Annotated in this window: 25 protein-coding genes and 1 riboswitch; of the genes, 12 read left to right on the top strand and 13 right to left on the bottom strand. The window is 65.5% G+C overall.

Annotated features, from left to right (window positions below; translation table 11 throughout):
* Positions 1 to 22 precede the first annotated feature (22 nt).
* The 3 genes from hisS (at position 23) to ABIF91_RS10600 (ending at position 2,452) form a co-directional block, all read left to right on the top strand.
* Positions 23 to 1,543: a histidine--tRNA ligase gene (gene hisS, locus ABIF91_RS10610; RefSeq protein WP_028176642.1), complete on the top strand. Its 1,521-nt coding sequence runs from the start codon at positions 23 to 25 to the stop codon at positions 1,541 to 1,543.
* Between the two features lie 126 nt (positions 1,544 to 1,669).
* Positions 1,670 to 1,873: a tautomerase family protein gene (locus tag ABIF91_RS10605; protein WP_025033847.1), complete on the top strand. Its 204-nt coding sequence runs from the start codon at positions 1,670 to 1,672 to the stop codon at positions 1,871 to 1,873.
* A 186-nt stretch (positions 1,874 to 2,059) separates the two neighbouring features.
* Positions 2,060 to 2,452 carry a thioesterase family protein gene (locus ABIF91_RS10600; RefSeq protein ID WP_028176643.1) on the top strand — a complete coding sequence of 131 codons (393 nt, stop codon included), beginning with the start codon at positions 2,060 to 2,062 and terminating at the stop codon, positions 2,450 to 2,452.
* A gap of 13 nt (positions 2,453 to 2,465) precedes the next feature.
* Here ABIF91_RS10600 and proC read toward each other — a convergent pair whose 3' ends face one another.
* Both proC and ABIF91_RS10590 read right to left on the bottom strand, forming a co-directional pair.
* The gene (gene proC / locus ABIF91_RS10595) at positions 2,466 to 3,290 is read right to left on the bottom strand and encodes a pyrroline-5-carboxylate reductase (protein ID WP_028176644.1); all 825 of its coding nucleotides are present in this window, start codon (positions 3,288 to 3,290) and stop codon (positions 2,466 to 2,468) included.
* Between the two features lie 174 nt (positions 3,291 to 3,464).
* Positions 3,465 to 3,965, bottom strand: a complete 501-nt coding sequence (locus tag ABIF91_RS10590) for a YbjN domain-containing protein (protein ID WP_028176645.1) — start codon at positions 3,963 to 3,965, stop codon at positions 3,465 to 3,467.
* A 389-nt stretch (positions 3,966 to 4,354) separates the two neighbouring features.
* A riboswitch (FMN riboswitch) is annotated at positions 4,355 to 4,513 on the top strand.
* 77 nt (positions 4,514 to 4,590) lie between these two features.
* Here ABIF91_RS10590 and ABIF91_RS10585 point away from each other — a divergent pair.
* On the top strand, positions 4,591 to 5,154 hold the full coding sequence (locus tag ABIF91_RS10585) for a 6,7-dimethyl-8-ribityllumazine synthase (protein WP_028176646.1): 564 nt from the start codon (positions 4,591 to 4,593) through the stop codon (positions 5,152 to 5,154).
* Positions 5,155 to 5,269: 115 nt separating this feature from the next.
* Here ABIF91_RS10585 and ABIF91_RS10580 read toward each other — a convergent pair whose 3' ends face one another.
* The 5 genes from ABIF91_RS10580 to lgt all read right to left on the bottom strand — a co-directional run bounded on the left by ABIF91_RS10580 (position 5,270) and on the right by lgt (position 10,083).
* Positions 5,270 to 6,223, bottom strand: a complete 954-nt coding sequence (locus ABIF91_RS10580) for a ribose-phosphate pyrophosphokinase (protein WP_028176647.1) — start codon at positions 6,221 to 6,223, stop codon at positions 5,270 to 5,272.
* Between the two features lie 194 nt (positions 6,224 to 6,417).
* Positions 6,418 to 7,029, bottom strand: a complete 612-nt coding sequence (locus ABIF91_RS10575) for a hypothetical protein (protein WP_028176648.1) — start codon at positions 7,027 to 7,029, stop codon at positions 6,418 to 6,420.
* Positions 7,030 to 7,334: 305 nt separating this feature from the next.
* Positions 7,335 to 8,102 (bottom strand): peptidoglycan editing factor PgeF, encoded by a 768-nt coding sequence (pgeF, locus tag ABIF91_RS10570; protein ID WP_028176649.1) that lies wholly within the window; start codon positions 8,100 to 8,102, stop codon positions 7,335 to 7,337.
* Positions 8,099 to 9,217, bottom strand: a complete 1,119-nt coding sequence (locus tag ABIF91_RS10565; protein WP_028176650.1) for a class I SAM-dependent methyltransferase — start codon at positions 9,215 to 9,217, stop codon at positions 8,099 to 8,101. Before ABIF91_RS10565 ends, pgeF begins: the two co-directional genes overlap by 4 nt.
* A gap of 20 nt (positions 9,218 to 9,237) precedes the next feature.
* Positions 9,238 to 10,083: a prolipoprotein diacylglyceryl transferase gene (gene lgt, locus ABIF91_RS10560; RefSeq protein ID WP_028176651.1), complete on the bottom strand. Its 846-nt coding sequence runs from the start codon at positions 10,081 to 10,083 to the stop codon at positions 9,238 to 9,240.
* 201 nt (positions 10,084 to 10,284) lie between these two features.
* Between lgt and ABIF91_RS10555 the strand changes: the two genes are divergently transcribed.
* The 4 genes from ABIF91_RS10555 (at position 10,285) to ychF (ending at position 13,467) form a co-directional block, all read left to right on the top strand.
* Positions 10,285 to 10,536, top strand: coding sequence for an accessory factor UbiK family protein (locus tag ABIF91_RS10555; RefSeq protein WP_028176652.1), 252 nt, complete (start codon positions 10,285 to 10,287; stop codon positions 10,534 to 10,536).
* Positions 10,537 to 10,865: 329 nt separating this feature from the next.
* Positions 10,866 to 11,585: a 50S ribosomal protein L25/general stress protein Ctc gene (locus ABIF91_RS10550; protein WP_028176653.1), complete on the top strand. Its 720-nt coding sequence runs from the start codon at positions 10,866 to 10,868 to the stop codon at positions 11,583 to 11,585.
* 58 nt (positions 11,586 to 11,643) lie between these two features.
* Positions 11,644 to 12,249, top strand: a complete 606-nt coding sequence (gene pth, locus ABIF91_RS10545; protein WP_028176654.1) for an aminoacyl-tRNA hydrolase — start codon at positions 11,644 to 11,646, stop codon at positions 12,247 to 12,249.
* A gap of 120 nt (positions 12,250 to 12,369) precedes the next feature.
* Positions 12,370 to 13,467: a redox-regulated ATPase YchF gene (ychF, locus tag ABIF91_RS10540; protein ID WP_035677214.1), complete on the top strand. Its 1,098-nt coding sequence runs from the start codon at positions 12,370 to 12,372 to the stop codon at positions 13,465 to 13,467.
* A gap of 116 nt (positions 13,468 to 13,583) precedes the next feature.
* On the opposite strand, the gene ABIF91_RS10535 is transcribed toward ychF, so the two are convergent.
* Positions 13,584 to 13,880, bottom strand: coding sequence for a DUF4282 domain-containing protein (locus tag ABIF91_RS10535; protein WP_028176656.1), 297 nt, complete (start codon positions 13,878 to 13,880; stop codon positions 13,584 to 13,586).
* Positions 13,881 to 14,036: 156 nt separating this feature from the next.
* Between ABIF91_RS10535 and ABIF91_RS10530 the strand changes: the two genes are divergently transcribed.
* From ABIF91_RS10530 to ABIF91_RS10520, 3 genes are all read left to right on the top strand, one after another.
* The gene (locus ABIF91_RS10530) at positions 14,037 to 14,489 is read left to right on the top strand and encodes a MaoC family dehydratase (protein WP_028176657.1); all 453 of its coding nucleotides are present in this window, start codon (positions 14,037 to 14,039) and stop codon (positions 14,487 to 14,489) included.
* Positions 14,489 to 14,971 carry a MaoC family dehydratase gene (locus ABIF91_RS10525; RefSeq protein WP_028176658.1) on the top strand — a complete coding sequence of 161 codons (483 nt, stop codon included), beginning with the start codon at positions 14,489 to 14,491 and terminating at the stop codon, positions 14,969 to 14,971. The genes ABIF91_RS10530 and ABIF91_RS10525 overlap by 1 nt, the downstream gene beginning before the upstream one ends.
* A gap of 196 nt (positions 14,972 to 15,167) precedes the next feature.
* Positions 15,168 to 15,314 (top strand): hypothetical protein, encoded by a 147-nt coding sequence (locus ABIF91_RS10520; RefSeq protein WP_028176659.1) that lies wholly within the window; start codon positions 15,168 to 15,170, stop codon positions 15,312 to 15,314.
* A 139-nt stretch (positions 15,315 to 15,453) separates the two neighbouring features.
* On the opposite strand, the gene ABIF91_RS10515 is transcribed toward ABIF91_RS10520, so the two are convergent.
* The 5 genes from ABIF91_RS10515 to ABIF91_RS10495 all read right to left on the bottom strand — a co-directional run bounded on the left by ABIF91_RS10515 (position 15,454) and on the right by ABIF91_RS10495 (position 19,146).
* Positions 15,454 to 15,591 carry a hypothetical protein gene (locus ABIF91_RS10515; RefSeq protein WP_162832044.1) on the bottom strand — a complete coding sequence of 46 codons (138 nt, stop codon included), beginning with the start codon at positions 15,589 to 15,591 and terminating at the stop codon, positions 15,454 to 15,456.
* 332 nt (positions 15,592 to 15,923) lie between these two features.
* Positions 15,924 to 16,346 carry a hypothetical protein gene (locus ABIF91_RS10510; RefSeq protein ID WP_028176660.1) on the bottom strand — a complete coding sequence of 141 codons (423 nt, stop codon included), beginning with the start codon at positions 16,344 to 16,346 and terminating at the stop codon, positions 15,924 to 15,926.
* Positions 16,347 to 16,738: 392 nt separating this feature from the next.
* On the bottom strand, positions 16,739 to 17,650 hold the full coding sequence (locus ABIF91_RS10505) for a hypothetical protein (protein WP_028176661.1): 912 nt from the start codon (positions 17,648 to 17,650) through the stop codon (positions 16,739 to 16,741).
* Positions 17,651 to 17,911: 261 nt separating this feature from the next.
* A complete protein-coding gene (locus tag ABIF91_RS10500) occupies positions 17,912 to 18,352 on the bottom strand; it encodes a nuclear transport factor 2 family protein (RefSeq protein WP_028176662.1) in 441 nt (146 codons plus the stop codon).
* A 233-nt stretch (positions 18,353 to 18,585) separates the two neighbouring features.
* The gene (locus ABIF91_RS10495) at positions 18,586 to 19,146 is read right to left on the bottom strand and encodes a nuclear transport factor 2 family protein (protein ID WP_244430152.1); all 561 of its coding nucleotides are present in this window, start codon (positions 19,144 to 19,146) and stop codon (positions 18,586 to 18,588) included.
* A 172-nt stretch (positions 19,147 to 19,318) separates the two neighbouring features.
* Here ABIF91_RS10495 and ABIF91_RS10490 point away from each other — a divergent pair, with 172 nt between their 5' ends.
* Positions 19,319 to 19,543: a hypothetical protein gene (locus ABIF91_RS10490; RefSeq protein WP_028176664.1), complete on the top strand. Its 225-nt coding sequence runs from the start codon at positions 19,319 to 19,321 to the stop codon at positions 19,541 to 19,543.
* Positions 19,544 to 19,599 lie beyond the last annotated feature (56 nt).

The following is a 19,599-nucleotide window of genomic DNA, read 5'->3' as shown; positions in this document are numbered from 1 at the left end:
CCCCGGCTGGTAAACGCCGCGCATGGCCGAGAAACCCAAAAAACCCCAGAAACTGAAGGCGCGTCTGCCGCGCGGGCTCGAGGATCGCGATCCCTCAGCGATCCGGGCGACGCGCGAGATGGTCGAGAAGATCCGCGCCGTCTACGAGCTCTACGGCTTCGAGCCGGTGGAGACGCCGGCGATGGAATACACCGACGCGCTCGGCAAGTTCCTGCCCGACCAGGATCGTCCGAACGAGGGTGTGTTCTCGTTCCAGGACGACGACGAGCAGTGGATCAGCCTGCGCTACGATCTGACCGCGCCGCTCGCGCGCTACGTCGGCGAGCGCTACGGTACCGACGGTCTGGTCTTGCCGTACCGCAGCTACCGCGTCGGCTATGTCTTCCGCAACGAGAAGCCAGGCCCCGGCCGCTTCCGCCAGTTCATGCAGTTCGACGCCGACACGGTCGGCTCGGCGACGCCGGCGGCGGATGCCGAGATCTGCATGATGGCGGCCGACACGATGGAGGCGCTCGGCATTGCGCGCGGCCAGTACGTCGTGAAGGTCAACAACCGCAAAGTGCTTGACGGCGTTCTGGAAGCCATTGGGCTCGCCGGTGACGAGAACGCGGGCCGCAGGCTGACCGTGCTGCGCGCGATCGACAAGCTCGACAAGTTCTCCACCGACGAAGTGCGCAAGCTGCTGGGTCCCGGACGATGGGACGGCGGTGAAGAAGGCAAGGGCGACTTCACCAAAGGCGCCAACCTGAGCGCGGCGGAAGCCGACGTCGTTCTCGCCATCACCAAGCCGCGCGACGATTGGAAAGAGGCCATTGCTGCGGCGGAAACTTACCTTGCCAAGAGCGAAGTCGGTCAGGCCGGCGTGAGCGAGCTTGAAGAGATTGCCAGGCTGGTGACGGCGTCAGGCTATGGCGCGGATCGCATCAAGATCGATCCCTCCGTCGTGCGCGGCCTCGAATATTACACCGGCCCGGTCTACGAGGTCGAATTGCTGCTCGACACCAAGGACGAGAAGGGCCGCCCGCTGCGGTTCGGCTCGGTTGGCGGCGGCGGGCGCTACGACGGCCTCGTCTCGCGCTTCCGCGGCGAGCCGGTGCCGGCGACCGGTTTCTCGATCGGCGTGTCGCGGCTCCAGGCCGCGCTGACGCTGCTCGGCAAGCTCGACACGCGGCCGGAGTTCGGCCCCGTCGTCGTCACCGTGTTCGACCGCGACCGCGTCGCGGACTACCAGAAGATGGTGGCAAGCCTGCGCACTGCCGGCATCCGCGCCGAGCTCTATCTCGGCAATCCCAAGAACATGGGCAACCAGCTCAAATATGCCGACCGCCGCAACTCACCTTGCGTCATCATCCAGGGCTCGGATGAAAAGGCGCGCGGCGAGGTGCAGGTCAAGGACCTGATCGAGGGCGCGAAGGCAGCCGCCGCGATCGCCTCGAACCAGGAATGGCGCGAGACCCGGCCGGCGCAGTTCTCGTGCAGCGAAGCCGATCTCGTCGCCAAGGTGCGCGAGGTCCTGGCCCGCCATGACGTGAGCTGGGGTTAGCCATTCCGGCAGGTCGTCATGCCCGGGCTTGTCCCGGGCATCCACGTCTTGTTTGATGGAAAAGAACGTGGATGGCCGGGACAAGCCCGGCCATGACGACAGCAGCAGAGCAGCAGGGAGAGAAAAATGCCTGAGATCACCATCAGCATGGCCGAAGGCCGCACCGACGAGCAGAAGGCCGGCATGATGCGCGACATCACCCAGGCGCTGGTGAAGAATCTCGGCGTCGATGCCGATGCCGTCGTCATCCAGATCAACGAAGCCCCGCTGCGCCACAAGATGAAGGGCGGCAAGACCTTCGTGGAGCGCGCAGCAGCGGCGAAGAAATAGGCCACGCTGCAGCGCCGATCACAACTGTCGTCCCCGCGAAGGCGGGGACCCATAACCACAGGGAGTGGTTATCGAGCGAACTGGTAACTCCGAGTCCTCGTCAAACTACTCCCTGCGGTTATGGGTCCCGGATCGGCGCTCCGCTTCGCTGCGCTTGTCCGGGACGACAGCGGAGTTTGAGGCACCATGGATGCACGCGACTTCATCAAGGCCGGCATGAGTGCCGAGCGCACGCTGGTGGTCCCGGCCGAGCGCACGGTCGGGCATTTCGTGCCCGGCATGCCGTTTGTTTATGCGACCCCGATGATGATCCTCGAGATGGAGATGGCGGCGGGCGATGCGATCCGCGCTGCGCTCCAGCCGGGCTGGGTCACGGTAGGTACCGAGGTCGACATCCGCCATCTGGCCGCGGCGCTGGTCGGCGCGACGGTGCGGACCACGGCGAAGGTGGTTGCGGTCGAGCGCCGCGTCATCCGCTTCGAGGTCGAGGCCTTCGAGGGCACGCGCAAGCTCGGCGAGGGCCGCCATGCCCGCGGTCTCGTCAATGTCGAGATGTTCAACAAGCGGCTTGGGGCGTAGCGCGCGCCACCTGTTACTTCGCCAATTCCTTGGATCGCTGCGTCGCCGCGGCGATCGCGCGAATCATGAGATCGCGCAGGCCGGGCTCGCCCATCAGCACGCCGAGGGCCGCGGCGGTGGTGCCGCCGGGCGAGGTGACGTTCTGGCGCAGCGTGGCCGAGGGAAGCTCCGACCGGTGCAGCAGCTCGCCGGAGCCGACGACGGTCTCGCGGGCGAGCTTGGTCGCCAGCGCTTCGGGCAGGCCCGCTTCCACACCGGCGCGCGCGAGCTCCTCGGCGAGCAGGAACACATAGGCCGGCCCCGAGCCCGACACGGCGGTGACCGCGTCCATCAGGCCTTCGTCCTCGACCCATTCCACCACGCCGGTGGCGCGCAGCAGCGCATCGGCCACGTTACGCTGGGCGGCGCTGACGTCCTGGGCTGCGACCGCGACGGTGATGCCGCGGCCGATCGCAGCCGGCGTGTTCGGCATCGCGCGCACCACGGCGCCGCCGCAGACTTCGGCAAGCGAGGCGATCGTGGTGCCCGCCATGATCGAGACCACCAAGGTCTGGTTCGAGACGAACGGTTTCAGCTTGGCGCCGGCCTCGCGGAACATCTGCGGCTTGACCGCGACGACCAGCGTCTCGACGGGGCCGGCGGTCTTCACATCCGGATTGAGCACGACGCCCTTGGCGGCAAGCGCGGAGATCTCGGGCGCAATGTGCGGATCGATCACCGCGACGCGGCTCGGATCGAGCCCGCCCGCCAGCCATCCCGTCAGCATCGCGCCACCCATCTTGCCGGCGCCGGCGAGGAGGATGGTGCCGGTGATGTCTTGAAGGGTGCTGTTCGCCATCGCTGCTGCCACACGCTCAGTGTCGTCCCCGCAAAAGCGGGGACCCATAACCACAGGCGGTTCTAGTGGATGAAGATGGTGGCAACAAGCGTTGTGCCACAAGGGGCATCACGCAGTATGGGTCCCGGATCTTCGCTTCGTTCGTCCGGGACGACGCTGGAGAGAGGCGATCCCCTACGCCTCGCCCACCGTGTCGAACATTGCTGCGTCCATGGCTTGCGCGGTGGTTTTGCCGGCCCACACCACGAACTGGAACGCCGGGAAGTAACGCTCGCAGGCGTGGATGGCGCCGGCGAGCATGGCTTCGCACTGCGCGGTCGAGGCGATGAGGCCGCCCGGCAGCACCAGGGCCTGGCGATGCATCACCATGCCGGTGTTGGTCCACAGGTCGAAATGGCCGACCCACAGCTGCTCGTTCACCGCTGCGACGAGCCGCTGCACCTCGCTCCGCCGCGGCAATGGAATCTTCATGTCGAAGGCGCAGGCCAGATGCAGCGCCTCGATCTCGCCCATCCAGGTGAAGGAGAGCTGGTAGTCGGTCCATTGTCCCTTGGAGACAATCGTGAGTTCGTCTTCGCCGGAGCGTTCGAACGGCCAGTTGTTGCTGGCAGCGATGTCCTCGACCACCGCGAGCGGATGGCTTCTGGAATCGATGGTGCCTTCGAGCAGGGACATGCCGTCTCGACCTCTTGCCTTCTTGTTGTCTTTGATACGCACGCGGTTGGGTCCGGCGCGCGCTCCCTAAACGTCGCTGCGGCGATCCCTGGGGTCGCTCTCGCGAGCCCCTCGGATCAGCGCGGGCCTGTCGCGGATCAAGTGATGTGATTTGCGGAATCTGCGCAACGGGGTCGCGAGTCCGTCCACAAGCCAGGACTCGTTCGTCCACAGCTCATCTCCGCCACAATTCTTAACGGACGAGAACAAACCGGAATCGGATTCCGCAAGAAGCGCTTACCGCAAATTCCGCCAGGCGATGGCACCATGCGCTTTGCCCATGCGGAACATGCTTGCCGCGACGTCCCGCCGGCGGCATATTTCCCGATAGGCCGTTCATCCCGGACGGCCGATGTTCTCAGGGCGGGGTGAAAGTCCCCACCGGCGGTAAGGGCCGAAAGGCCCAAGCCCGCGAGCGCCTTCCGTGAGGGGTATCCCGAAGGGAAGGGTCAGCAGATTCGGTGCAACTCCGAAGCCGACGGTTAAAGTCCGGATGAAAGAGAACGGTCGGTGGCAGACGCATCGCAAGGTGCGGCTGTTTGTCGTTCCGTGTGCCCTGATTCTGGTCCTTAAACCGAGGAAAGCCATGAATCAGATGCTGCAAGATCCCCAAAACGAAACGTCCCAGACGACCCAGCCGCCGGTTCCCGTGGACCCGCCGGCAATCGAGCATCCGCGCTTTGCCAAGCCGCAGCGGGTGGCCTTCGTGCAAGCCTGCTGGCACCGCGACGTCGTCGAGGAAGCCCGCATCGCCTTCATGAGGGAGGCGGAGGCGCGGCACCTCACCCATGTCGACGTGTTCGAGGTGCCGGGCTCGTTCGAGATTCCGCTTCACGCGCAGGTCCTCGCCAAGACGCGGCGCTACACCGCGATCGTCGCCGCCGGCCTCGTCGTCGACGGCGGAATCTACCGGCACGAGTTCGTCGCCGACACCGTGATCAAGGCGCTGATGGACGTGCAGCTCCGCACCGAGGTGCCGGTGTTCTCGGCCGTGCTGACGCCGCAGCAGTTCCACGAGACCGAGGTGCACTACGACTTCTTCCGCAAGCATTTTGCCATCAAGGGCGTGGAAGTCGCGGCAGCCTGTGCGGAGACGTTGCACGGCCTGGAGCGACTGCGCGGCCAGGTCGCCGCGGGAATCGTGGGCTAGGCAATGGTCATTCCGGGGCGCGCGTAGCGCGAGCCCGGGAATCCATTTATCGACACGGAATGCTGCAAGATGGAGTCCGGGTTCGGCGCTGACGCGCCGCCCCGGAATGACGGTGTCAGTCGAACAGGCTCGACACCGACTCTTCCGCCGCGGTGCGCGCGATCGCGTCCGAGATCAGGCTCGCGATCGGCAGCGTGCGGATGTTCGGCGCCTTGCTCACCGCCTCGGTCGGCAGGATCGAGTCGGTAATCACGAGCTCCTTCAGCCTGGAGTTCGTGATGCGGGCGGCCGCGCCGCCGGAGAGCACGCCATGGGTGATGTAGGCGTAGACGTCCTTGGCGCCCTTGGCGATCAGCGCGTCGGCCGCGTTCACCAGCGTGCCGCCGGAGTCGACGATGTCGTCGACCAGGATACAGCTGTAGCCGGAGACGTCGCCGATCACGTTCATGACCTCGGACTCGCCGGGACGTTCGCGGCGCTTGTCGACGATCGCGAGCGGGGTGTTGATGCGCTTGGCGAGGCCGCGGGCGCGGGCCACGCCGCCGACGTCGGGCGAGACCACCATCACCTTGCCGAGGTCGAAGCGTTCGCGGATGTCGCGCACCATCAGGGGGGCAGCGAACAGATTGTCGGTCGGGATGTCGAAGAAGCCCTGGATCTGGCCGGCATGCAGGTCGAGCGTCATGACGCGGTCGACGCCGGCATGGGTGATCAGATTGGCGACGAGCTTGGCCGAGATCGGCGTGCGCGAGCCGGAGCGGCGGTCCTGCCTGGCATAGCCGAAATAGGGGATCACTGCGGTGATGCGGCGCGCCGAGGAGCGGCGCAGCGCGTCGGTGATGATCAGCAGCTCCATCAGATTGTCGTTCGCCGGAAACGAGGTCGACTGAATGATGAAGGCATCCGAACCGCGGATGTTCTCCTGGACCTCGACGAAGATCTCCATGTCGGCGAAGCGCCGCACCACCGCCTTGGTCAGCGGCATGTGGAGCCCTTGCGCGATGGCCTGTGCGAGAGCCGGATTGGAGTTGCCGGCGACGAGCTTGATGGAGCCGTTCTTGCCCGACATGGACGCTTCCTCCCGCGCTTTGCTGGATACGACGTTCAACATCAGAAAATACCCACTGGAAGCACGGTTACGACGGGCGAGGAAATATCAGGCCGGAGGCTGCAATGGCAACCCGGAATGCTACGTTTTCCCTTTGAAAATCCAGAGTCGGGTCAACGGCTTGGCCGCAACTTGGGGCCGTGGTTTAGCGAGGGTTATTGCTCGGCATAGCCGAGGGCCGAGGCCGGCATGTCCGACCGCGGAGCGTCCTTGATGACGCTCGCCACCGCCGGTCCGCGCAGCGCCGGAGCCGCGCCCGGTGCATCCGGCGTTCCGTTGATCATGTTGGAAAGTCCGCTGAATCCGGCCTGGGCGATCTTCCGCAACACGAGATCGTCAGCAGCCGCCCACGCGTCGCGGCCGCCCTTGGCCGAGGTCGGTTCCTCGCCGGAGAGGCGCAGCGCCCGCTGCTGGTTGGCGTCGTAGACGTCCCAGACCCAGGCGATCACCGTCTTGCCGCGCACCACCTGGGCGGAAAGGTAGCTGCGCACGCGGTAGGCGGCCGTGCCCTCGCGGGAGACCACGGACAGGCTGCGCAGCTTGGATTCGCTGTCGAGCACCCCGACCATGCGGTCGAACACCTGCGGCGGCGGTCCGTCGATGGATTCGAACGCCACCGTGGCGCCGCCGCCGCTCGGCGCCATCGCATAGGAATTGCCCGGCGCGTTGCCGCCGGCACAGCCGCCAAGCGCAGTCGCAGCCGCCAGCAGCATGACCGCCAGCACGCGCGACCCCGCGCGGCGCAGAAAAGATGACGCTTCCCTCATTATGGAGGGCAGCGATATCGTTAAAACGCATTAACGTCTAGGGCGGCGGCGCCACAGGCTGCCGTGTTACGTCCCAGGTATCGCCCCGGAATGACACGGGGTTGCCGTTGTGTTCACGCGTCCAGCGTGCAGCCTTCAAAGCGATGGTCGGGAAAACGGTGCGCGTCCCGGACGCGCTGCGGCGCGCGGTGCCGCTGCGCTGAGCCCGGGACCCAGATTGCCGCCGAGATCGAGATCGCAGAGACATGGGCCCCGGCTCAGCGGCGCATTACTTGCGTGCTGCGCCGCGTCCGGGGCACGAGATCTCACCCTTCCAGCGCGATGGCGTGCACGTGCCGGCCGTAATCCGGCTCCTTGCGATGCACCGAGCGGCGATAGCTGAAGAAGCGCTCGTCGGCATAGGTGTCGAGGCCGAGATCGTCGATCATCAGGATGCCCGCCATGTCCAGCCGCTTGCGGATGAAGCCGGCGAGATCGAACATCGCGTGGCCCTCGCGCACCGACGGGATGAAGAACACGGCGTTCTCGGCGTCCGCCTCGATGAAACGCGTCACGAACTCGTTGCCGACCTCGTAGCTCTCCTGCCGGATCAGGGGGCCGATTGCGGCGATGATGCCGCCGCGCGTGGCGCCGAGCTTCTCCATCGCCGAGATCGTCGCTTCCAGCACGCCGGTGAGTGCGCCCTTCCAGCCGGCATGCGCGCCGCCGATCACGCGCGCATTGGGATCGACGAACAGCACCGGCCCGCAATCGGCAGTGGAGACGCCGAGCGCGATGCCTGGCGTCCTGGTCACCAGCGCGTCGCCCCTGGGCCGTGGCCCGTTCGGCCACGGCGCATCGGCCACGAGCACGTCGGGCGAATGGGTCTGGTGCAGGCTGAGGAAGCGCTCGGGCGCGACGCCGACATGCTCGGCCATGCGGCGGCGGTTCTCGGCGACGAGGGCCTGATCGTCATGGGAGCCGAGCCCGCCGTTCAGCGCGGAATAGATGCCGCCGGAGACGCCGCCTTCGCGGGTGAAGAAGGCATGGCGCAGGCCGGGCACGGCGGACAGCAGCGACGAAGCAACCGTCATGAGGTCTCTCCAGCCTGTTCGAGATCGCTGAGGCCGGCAAGGCCCGTCAGCCGCGGCTCGGAGATGCCGAGCACCTTGAACATCGATCCCATGCCGCCGCGCCCGGTATCGGTCAGGCGCTTGAGCGCGACCGAAATGTCGGTGGCGACTTCGGGTGTCGCCTTCTGCATCAAGGCTGCGGCGCGGGTGTCGATGCCGATACGCTTGAGGAAGTCGCCTTGCGTTACCGGGCCGTGCACGCGGGCGCCGACATCCTCGGCCGCGCGCGCCAGCGCCTGGAAGTCGACATGGGCGGTGACGTCGGCCTGGCCCGGGGCTTTCAAGGGATCGGCGAAGCTGTGGCGCGCGATGGCCTGGAAGGTGTCGCCGGCATCGCTGCGCAGATGGCCGTAGTCGATGATCAGCGCCGCGCCGTCCTGGTCGCGCACGCGCGTGGCGAGCTTCATGATCTCGCCGTCGGGCCGCCACTCGAACACCGCCCCGATGGGCGCCGCGCGCACCAGAGGCGGCAGCAGCACCTCGAAGCGCGGTGTCGGCTCCGGCGCCGCGCCGAACTGAAGCTTGCCGTTGGGATCGATCTCGATCACACGCTCGTGCCAGCCGTTCTCAAGCCGCACCATCTGGCGGATCGGCAGCACGTCGAAATATTCATTGGCGAGGATGATGCTTGGGCCGTCCGGTACGTCGTCGATGCTGTCATGCCAGGCGATGTTGCGAACGTTCGCCAGCGTCGCACTCTGCCGTTCGCGCAGGACGGGATTGACCTCGACCAGGTGGATGTTGAGCGCCTGGTAGAGCGGCGGCAGCACGCGCAAGGCGCGCAGCGCATCCGCCATCATGGTGCCGCGGCCGGGGCCAAGCTCGATCAGTCGCAAGAATTGCGGCGAGCCCATGTGCTTCCAGACCGAGGCGGTCCACAGTCCCAGGAGCTCGCCGAACATCTGGCTGACTTCGGGGGCGGTGGTGAAGTCGCCCTCGCGCCCGAGCGGATCGCGCGAGACGTAATAGCCGTAGCGCGGATGCATCAGGCACAATTCCATGTACCGCCAGACCGGCATCGGGCCTGCGGATTTGATCAGCGCCTTGATCTCGTTGAGGAGCGGCGAGTCGGTCACGGCTGTCTTCTCGAAATGAACTAACGAATGGCCTGGAGGGGCTTCGGCGCCCCCCGCCTGACAGCCCATACAATAAGTATCGCGCCGACGATAAGCATCGGGATCGACAACAGCATGCCCATGGTTAACCCGCCCCAGAGGAAACCGAGCTGCGCGTCCGGCTCGCGGAAATGCTCGCCGGCGATGCGGGTCAGGCCGTAGATCAGGATGAAGGCGCCGAGGATCATGCCGGGGCGCTTCAGCGCGCCGAAGCGGATCATGATCGCGAGCACCGTGAACAGCAGGATGCCCTCCATGCCCGCTTCGTAAAGCTGGCTCGGATGGCGCGGCAGCTGCGTCGGATCGTTGGGGAAGACCATCGCCCAGGGCAGGCTCGGGTCCGCGGCGCGGCCCCACAATTCGCCGTTGATGAAATTGGCGATTCGTCCGAGCAGCAGCCCGACCGGGGCGACGGCGGTGGTGATGTCGCCGAGCGACAGGATCGGGATCTTGTTGCGATAGGCAAACCACATCACCGCGACGACGCAGCCGAGGAAGCCGCCGTGGAAGGACATGCCGCCCTCCCACAATTTGAAGATCGCGGCGGGATGATCGATGAAGAAGGGCAGGTTGTAGAACAGCACGTAGCCGGTGCGGCCGCCGAGGATGATGCCGAGCGTGACCCACAGGATGAAGTCGTCGATCTGCACCAGCGAGATCGGCGCCGGTCCGCCCCACAGGCGCTGGTTCTTCAGGAGCGAGCGCGCATAGAGCCAGCCGAACACGATGCCGCAGATATAGGCCAGCGCATACCATCGGATCGCGAATGGACCGATCTCGATCGCGATCGGCTTGAAGGCGGGAAAGTCGATCAGCAGAAAGGGCATCGCGCCTTCTATGTCTGGACGAGATTGCGGCGACGGAGCACCAGCAGCGGGCGCCGCGTGATTCTTCTTATGCAGGCACGTTGAATACGATTGCAAGGAAACCGGTTCATGACAAGGATACCAGCGATCGGCCCTTGAACCGTTCGATGCGGATTGCCATTGTCTTTTCGAGAGTTCGCGCAAAGTTTATCGGAGGCCGAAATGACCCAGACCAGCAACCGGTTGTTCGACGAGATCGGCCGCCTGATGAACGACGCCGCCGGTGCCGCCCAGGGCGTCAAGCGCGAGTTCGACACCGTGATGCGCACCCAGGCGGAAAAATTCCTGCGCGACATGGACCTCGTCAAGCGCGAGGAGTTCGAGGTGGTCAAGGACATGGCGCGCCTCGCGCGCGAGGAGAACGAGGCGCTGAAGGCAAGGATTGCAGCGCTGGAGGCCAAGCTCGGCGGGTAGGGTACTCCTACCCTCCCCTGGAGGGGGAGGGTCGATCGCGCGTAGCGCGAGCGGGGTTGGGGTGACGGTCTCTCCGCGTTGAACAGTGCCCGTGGGAGAGATCACCCCAGCCCGTCTCACATTTCGCTGCGCTCAATGTGAGCCGACCCTCCCCCTCCAGGGGAGGGTAAGAACCCGTTCCCGCCAGCCCATTCTCCTTGTCATTTCCGCGTCTTCCGGGTAAAAGCCCGCCACGTTCGCGGCCCCCGCACCCCTGGAGGCTTGCTGCGGATGATGCCATGGGCCGCGCTGCGGCCCATTAACTTTTGCAAAAACAAGGACTTAACGACATGGCGACGACCGTCAAGGAATTGAAGGCGACCGCACGTCCGAAGAGCGGCAAGGGGGCCGCCCGGGCTGAGCGTCGCGCCGGCAGAGTGCCCGGAGTGATCTACGGCAACAACCAGCCCCCGGTGACGATCTCGATCGAAGATCGTGAGCTGCGCCAGCGCATCCTCGCCGGCCGGTTCCTGACCACGCTGGTCGACATCGACCTCGAGGGCAAGAAGCACCGCGTGATTCCGCGCGACTACCACCTCGATCCGGTCAAGGATTTCCCGATCCATGTCGACTTCATGCGGCTCGGCGAAGGCGCCACCATCCGCATCAGCGTGCCCTTGCACGTGGTGAAGGCGGAAGGCTCGCCGGGCGTGAAGCGCGGCGGCACCGTCAACATCGTCGCCCATGCGATCGAGCTCGAATGCGGCGTCGAGAGCATTCCGCAGTACATCGAGGCCGATGTCGGCTCGCTCGAAATCGGTCACTCGCTGCATCTGTCGGACGTCAAGCTGCCGGCCGGCGTGAAGGCGCTGACCCGCGAGGACGCGACCCTCGTCACCATCGTGCCGCCGTCCGGCTACGCCGAAGAGCAGAAGGCCGCGGCTGCGGCGGCTGCCGGTGGCGCGGCTCCGGGCGCTGCGGCGGCTCCGGCGGCTGGTGCGGCTGCTCCGGCTGCTGCTGCTCCGGCGGCGGCTGCCAAGGCTCCCGCCGGCGGCGACAAGAAGAAGTAATCTCTCAAGGCTGGCGCGCGGTCCTTGATCGCGCGCCGAGCGAGGGGCGCGCCGCGTCATGCGACTCTTTGTTGGGCTCGGCAATCCCGGCGCGAAATACGCACGCAACCGGCACAATATCGGCTTCATGGCCGTCGACGAGATCGCGCGGCGTCATGGTTTCGCACCATGGCGCCGCCGCTTTCAGGGCGAGACCTCGGAAGGCACGCTCGGGTCTGAGCGCGTGATCCTGCTCAAGCCCACGACCTACATGAACGAGTCCGGCCGCAGCGTTCAGGAGGCGGCAGGCTTCTTCAAGATCGCGCCAGGCGACGTCACCGTGTTCCATGACGAGCTCGAGCTGCCGCCGGGCAAGGTGCGGGTGAAGATCGGCGGCGGCATCGCCGGCCACAATGGCCTGCGCTCGATCTCGGCGCATATCGGCAACGACTACCGTCGGGTGCGGCTCGGCATCGGTCATCCCGGCGTCAAGGAACTGGTGCACGGCCACGTGCTGTCGGATTTCGCCAAGGCCGACAACGAATGGGTGGCGACGCTCTGCGACGCCGTCGCCGACCACGCCGCGCTGCTTGCCAAGGGCACGGACGCGACCTTCGCCAACAGGGTGCATCTCGCCATGCAGGCGAAGGGTTTTTTGACCAAGGACGACAACGGCAAGGAATAGGGTTGCCGTTTTCTCCGTCGTGCCCGGACTTGTTCCGGGCATCCACGTTCTTCGTTCCGCGCGTCAAGGCGTGGATGGCCGGGACGAGCCCGGCCATGACGAATACGGATAGAGGATACCATGGGATTCAAATGCGGGATCGTCGGATTGCCCAATGTCGGCAAGTCGACCTTGTTCAATGCGCTGACCGAGACGGCCGCGGCGCAGGCCGCGAACTATCCGTTCTGCACCATCGAGCCGAATGTCGGCGAGGTCGCCGTGCCCGATCCGCGGCTGGAGAAGCTCGCCGCCATCGCCAAGTCAGGACAGATCATTCCGACGCGGCTGACCTTTGTCGACATCGCGGGCCTCGTGCGCGGCGCTTCCAAGGGCGAAGGCCTCGGCAACCAGTTCCTCGCCAATATCCGCGAGGTCGACGCCATCGCGCATGTGGTGCGCTGCTTTGAAGACTCCGACATCACCCATGTCGAGGGCAAGATCGCCCCGCTCGCCGACATCGAGACCATCGAGACCGAGCTGATGCTCGCCGATCTCGACAGCCTCGAGAAGCGCGTCGACAATCTCACCAAGAAAGCCAAGGGCAACGACAAGGACGCCAAGGAGCAGCTCGACCTCGTCAACCGCACCCTGGTGCTGCTGCGCGAGGGCAAGCCCGCGCGCCTCGTCGAGCGCAAGCCCGAGGAGGAGCGCACCTTCTCCATGCTCGGCCTGCTGTCGTCCAAGCCCGTGCTCTATGTCTGCAACGTCGAGGAAGGCTCGGCCGCGACGGGCAACGCCTTCTCCAAGGCGGTCGAGGAGCAGGCGGCAAAGGAAGGCGCGGTTGCCGTCGTCATCTCGGCGAAGATCGAATCCGAGATCGCCACCATTTCCCGCGAGGAGCGTGCGGAGTTCCTGGAGACGCTGGGGCTGGAGGAAGCCGGCCTCGATCGCCTGATCCGCGCCGGCTACCGGCTACTCGACCTCATCACCTACTTCACCGTGGGCCCGAAGGAAGCGCGCGCCTGGACCATCCATCGCGGCACCAAGGCGCCGGCCGCGGCCGGCGTGATCCATACCGACTTCGAGAAGGGCTTCATCCGCGCCGAGACCATCGCGTATGAGGACTACGTCGCGTTCGGCGGCGAAGCCGGCGCGCGCGATGCCGGCAAGCTCCGCCTCGAAGGCAAGGAATACGTCGTCGCCGACGGCGACGTGATGCATTTCAGGTTCAATACGTAGGCCACAGCTGTCATTCCGGGCCGCGCCTCTTGGCGCGAACCCGGAATCCATTCATCCACTTGTTCTGAGGCCCGATGGATTCCGGGTTCACGCTGCGAGCGCCCCGGAATGACGGGCTATCGTATCCCGCCGCCCTGGTCACGGATCGCGCCGAGATGCTCGTTGATGCGGAAGACGATCAGGATCAGCTCCGCGACGATGCGCGAGAACACGATGCCGACCACGACGCTGGCGATCGAGGAGAGCAGCACCAGGAAACCGCCGAACGGGCTGATCGCCATCGCGGCCAGGCCAGAGAAGATGCCGGAGAGGCCGAACAGGCAGATCAGCGCGATCACCAGCCAGTAGAAGGTCTTGATGATCGTCGGCGTGATGAAGCGGTCCCATTGAAACAGGTCGCTGAATGAAAACATCGCTCTCCCCAGGGGCAAATCAGGCCTCGGCCGTCGGTAGATCCGACTCAGGATCAATGCCGACACCCCATATGTAGCACGAGCCATGCGGGCCGGCGGGTTGAGATTGCCGCAAAGTGCGGCCACAATCGGTCATTTCCGCCAACCAATCCCAAGATGACCCTGACCTTCGAAGATTTTCCGCCCGGCCGGTTCGGAACGTTCGGCCCGCGCCATGTCACCCGCGACGAGATATTGGCCTTTGCCGCCGAGTTCGATCCGCAGCCGATGCACCTGGACGAGGAGGCGGCGGCGAAAAGCATGCTGCGCGGCCTGTCCGGCTCGGGCTGGCACCTGTGCTCGCTGATGATGCGGATGATGGCCGACGGCTTCATCACCCGCGCCGCATCGCTGGGCTCGCCCGGCGTGGATGAGGTGCGCTGGCTGTCGCCGCTTCGACCCGGCGACGATCTCATGCTCGACGTCGACGTGGTGGAGGCGCGCGCCTCGAGGAGCCGACCGGAGCTCGGCATCGTCAAGTTCAAATGCACCGTGCGCAACGCGGCGGGGCAGGCCCTCGCCGAGATGACCTCGCCGATCCTGATCAAGCGGGGCGAGGGAGCGGCCTGATGCGGTTCTTCGAAGACATCGCGATCGGACAGCGCCGCGAGATCGGCAGCTATACGTTCACGGCCGAGGCCATCAAGACGTTCGCCGCAAAGTTCGATCCGCAGCGTTTTCACCTCGACGAGGAGGAAGGCAAGAACTCGCTGTTCGGCGGGCTCGCCGCCTCCGGCTGGCATGTCGGCTCGGCCTGCATGAGCCTGCTTGTCGCCGACGGCCAGCGTCTGGCGCGGGAAGCCGCTTCGCGCGGCGAGGAGGTCGCGGTGTGGGGCCCGTCGCCTGGCTTTCGCGACCTGCGCTGGATCAGGCCCGTGCTCGCCGGCGACACCGTTGCTTTCGTCAATGTCGTCGTCGACAAGCGCACCTCCGCCTCGCGCCCCGGCTGGGGCATTCTGACGGCCCGGACCACCGGCACCAACCAGCGCGGCGAGGAAGTCTATTCCATCACCGCCAGCGCGTTCGTGTCGACGCGTGCGAACAGCGCTTAGACTCGTTCCAGAATGAACGTGCAAATGAGTGCGCGAGTGTTGCCCGCGCGCTATGGACGCGATTCCGGGTGGCTGCCATAAGCCTGCGCAACATGGTTACCGCGAGCAGTTTGGCGGAACCAGTGAGTTGCTAACTAATTATGAACCTGTCGCTGTCTATTTGAAACGAATTGGCAGAGGACAGGGGACGAGGACCATGGCAGACCGCGGCGCACTCAAATTCGTTGGATTCATCTTCGCGACCGCGACGCTCGCCGTGATGCTGGTCGCCGGCATGGTGGTGAAGGGCTATGCCGATGGCGGCTACACCCTCGACGCCTCGACCGTGGAGGCCTCCCGATAAGGGGTCGTTGATTTCTGAAGCATGATCGCGAAAAGCGCGCAGCGGTTTCAGGAACGATCTGCTTAAACGACAATCTGGAGCGCGATGACGCTTCATCCGAATCGCATCGCGCTTTAGGGGGCCGGCGTCCGGCCCTCTGTCAGCGGCTGTAGACGAACGCCAGTACCGCGATCGCAACCGCCAGCAATCCGACAAAGCGCAGCATGATGATGCCGAGCTGATTGGGCGCGGGCTGCAGCGATATAGGGTCCGTGTTGTCGGGCCGAATGCTTTCCATGACGTGTCCCCAGGCCTCGGCCAAAACGGCCACGAGCGCTTGGCGTTTGTCGCCGGAGCGGGGTGGAGGGTTCAAAGGTGGGGCTGTGTCGGGCCGCGTGACCGCGTGTTCACTGCCGCGCTGCCATGTCCACCCTCCACAGTCATGCCCCGGCTTGACCGGGGCATCCAGTACGCCGCGGCCTCTCGGCTCTTGCTTCACCGTCCCGGAGTACTGGATCGTCCGATCAAGTCGGGCGACGACACCTTCGTTGGGGAGATCGCACCCCCTGAATCAAAACCGCCGCGCTCCCTTTCGGGAACGCGGCGGCCAATGATGCGTCGGTCCAGCGATCAGCTGTTGCGCAGGCCGTCGGCGGCGCGCTTCCACTGCGCGACGTTGTCGGCGATCATGCGGGTCGACTTCATCGCGGCCTGGCTGAGCTGGGCGTAGCCGGAGATCTCGCGCTGGACGCGCTGGCCTTCGGCGTGGAGCAGGTCGCGCAGGCTCTCGAGCTCGGAGATCAAGTTCTCGATCTCGGCGAGCGACGTGCCGGCGACGCGCTGGATCAGCGAGTTCACGTTGTTGACGGTGGCTTCCGCGCTCGGGTCGAGCGGCGGCGCGTCCGTGGTGGTCGCGGCCGGGCGGCGCAGATAAGCGATGTCGTTGCGGACGAAATCGCGGATGCCGGCTTCGACCTCGGTCACGGCGGCGAGGTTGGTGTCGACCGTCTCGGTCTCGGTGGCTTCGATCTTTTCGGGACGGGTGGCGTTCATCGTTATTCCCCTGTTCGCGTTGAGCGCAGCGCGAGTGTCCCCCGCACGACGACGTCTGTGAGGCTGCCTCATCAAGGCGTCCGAATTTGGCCGCAAATGGGCCGAGATGCGGCAAGGGGGGGCGATTCAGGGGTTTTGCCGTGGCGCATGGTTAGGAGAGTATGAACGCTATCGCGGTGATGGCCCTCTCCCCGCAGGCGGCAGGGAATCGCATTTGAATCTTGCAGAGGTCGTCATGCCCGGGCTTGTCCCGGGCATCCACGTTCTTTGTGCTGCGTGGAAAGGCGTGGATGGCCGGGACAAGCCCGGCCATGACGCCGTGGACACAGTCGGTGCCCATAGCCACGTCTAATGTGCGATAGCCCTGCCGCACGTGGGGAGGGGCGAAGGGCTCACCAGCTCTTTTTGAACCCTGCCGTCACGCTCTTGTTGATCGCGCCTTGCGAGGTCTCGCCGACCGAGCCGGAGACGGTGACGTTGTCGAACAGCTTCTGTTCGGCGCCGAATCTGCGCAGCCATTTGTCGTCGGTGGTCGACAGCGTCTGGCCGGCGGTGATGCTGGTGCCGGTGTCGGTGAGGGTGACCTTGGCGGTCTGGTCGGTCTCGTAATTGCGCGTGACATGTCCGCCGATGCCGGGGACCGCGGTGGTGCCCTGCTGGTTGACGCTGTAGCCGTTCTGGAGCGTCAGCGAGGTGTCGCCCGACAGCGGCACCGACTTGGTCAGCGATGCCCCGATCTTGCTGTGCTCGGCACCGGGATCGACCCGGGCTTCCACGGCGGTCTTGTCCCAGAGCGAGCCCGCGCCCGGCGCGGTCGCGGTGGCCCAGGCACTGCCGGAGGATTGCGGCAGGCTGCCGCCATTGGTGGCCTTTTGCGCCAGCAGCTCGGACATCGTCCGCGGCTCGCTCGTCACCGTCATGTCGGCGCCGATCCGCGTATCCCAGAACGAGAACACGGACTGCTTCACGGTCACGGCCGAGGAGCCGTTTGCATTGGGGTTCGAGGACCAGTCCAGGCCGTCCCTGGCTGCGGCCTGGGCGCGCTTCTTGGCGGCCATGGGGTCGATACCGGTCCCGGCATCGACCGCGAGCTGGCTCCAATCGAGCTTGTCGACGTCGATGCCCTTGAGCACGTCGGGGTCGTTGACGTCGGGGGTCTCGGCGGCCTCGGTCTCGGCCTCCTCGTCGGGCACTGCTGCGACCGGCGGAATGATCTGCGCCGAGACCGTCAGCACCGAGCCCAGAATGAATGCGGCCGCCAGCACCGGCAGCCTGGTCCAGCCAAACCCTGTCGAGAATTCCATCGTCCTGCCCGCGAACCCCAACGCATGCTTGCCGACAATATACATCGGCGTTCGGCCATGCGCCATTCCGCTCACAGGATGCTGATCCATCGTTGCGGAATTGTGGCGGTTCTCCAAAGGGGACGCGAACCAACGGGCCGCGCGAACCGCGCGCGCCCGACGACGAGCTTTTGATGCAACGGCATCCGGCGGGGCTGGAGGCCAGGACGTCGCGGTAGCCTTGTCGTCGGTCCCGACAAGCGGGGCCCGTTGGCGTCCCCCTCAGCCGACGCTGGTCATCTTCGGCAGATGAATGGCGCGGCCGAGTGCCTGCTCGACCAGATCAAAAGTGTCGATCAGCACGCGCATGCTGACGAGCTTGCCCGCCCTGAACTGGGCGAACTTCGCCACGCGCAAGCTGATCGGCTTGTTGGAATCCAGAGCGGTCAGCGAATAGCGCAGCATCGAGGCGGCGGAATCGACGCCGAGCATGATGCTCTCGCGGTCGAAGCGGCGAACGTGGAAATTGTCGGCGAACTGGCGGATGACGTCGAGCACGGCCTCCTTGCCCTGGCGCGCGCCGAGGAACGGAAACATGTCGATCGGGCCATAGAGCGCCCATTCGACGTCCTCGTCGATGAGCGCTTCGATGTCCTCGAAATGCCGGTCGTTGATCGCGCGGTGCAACGCGCGCGAGAAACGCCAGAGGCTGTGCTCTGTCATTTTGGGCAGTCCTGAAGCTGGCTTGCGAAAGAAACGGAAAACAACCCCACGCACAGTCTGTGCCGGGGCTCAACTCGTTTGTATACGAATAAAATAAGCGGTTTCGGCCAAAACGCAATTCACATTTTTGCAATGCACCATTGAACGGATTTTGTGAGATTTCCAACAGAACCCCATAATCTTCCGGGTCCGTACGCGAGCCCGATGCGGGTTCCAGGCGGAGGGGAGAAGCATCAATCCCTTCGCGCCGCCGTGATCAGCGGCCCGATCTCCCGCTCCAGCACCTGCTGCACCAGGTCGTAGGAATCGATGATCTCGCGGATCTCCGCCACCAGCCCGCCGCGGAAGGTGTAGAACACCGCCATGTCGAACTGCACGATGCGGTCGTTGCTGCGCTTCCTGAAATAGGCCTGCATGTAGGTCGCGACCGCCTCGCCTTCGGCGAGGATGTGCGGCGCCTTGTAGCGGATTTCCGAATAGCGCGACCAGACCGTCTGCCAGAGCTCGCGCAGCTCTTGCTTGCCGTGGCGCGGCACCATGTGCGGCAGCACGTCGGTCGGCGCGTGGGTGAGGAAGTCGACGTCCTCGGTGCAGCAGGACAGCGCCGTCTCGATGTCGCCGCGCGCGAAGGCCTCGAGCAGGTGCACGATGCGTTGGCGATTCAGCTTCTCGACCGTCATCCTGCCCGTCCTCGTTTGGCCCGTGCCGCCGCGCAGCGCCAAGGCGCGGTCGCGCGCACCGGCAATCCGCAAGGTCACAGGGACGTTGCAGACGATATGACGCGCGAGCGCCATGCCTGGTTCATGGCATGCAATTGCGGGTTGAATTGCGGTATGCAGGAATTCCCGCCCATCGTGTTGCGTGGCACGCATGGCGCAATGCGCAACGTCACGGCGGGGCAGGCGCATGGAACCGCGACGTGTTCGGGCCCGTTGGGTTGCCGACATCCATCCGGAGTATCGATCCATGAAAACGCTCGTCGCGGCCGCGCTGCTCGTGCTCAGCGCGACCTCCGCCGCCAGCGCCAAGGGCTGCATCAAGGGCGCCATCGTCGGCGGTGTCGCTGGCCACTATGCCGGCCATCACGGCGTCCTGGGTGCCGCCGCCGGCTGCCTCTACGGCCGGCACCACGCTAAGGAACAGGAGAGGCAGCGGCAGCAGAGCCAGGTGAACGGGCAAGGGAGGTTGTAACTCCCTGTCATTCCGGGGCGCTGCGAAGCAGCGGGCCCGGAATCCATCGCCACCAC

It is taken from the genome of Bradyrhizobium sp. USDA 241 (assembly GCF_049739505.1).
Classification (GTDB): domain Bacteria; phylum Pseudomonadota; class Alphaproteobacteria; order Rhizobiales; family Xanthobacteraceae; genus Bradyrhizobium; species Bradyrhizobium liaoningense.
The sequence above is the reverse complement of the archived record's forward strand: the minus strand, read 5'-3'. Positions and strand labels throughout refer to the sequence as shown.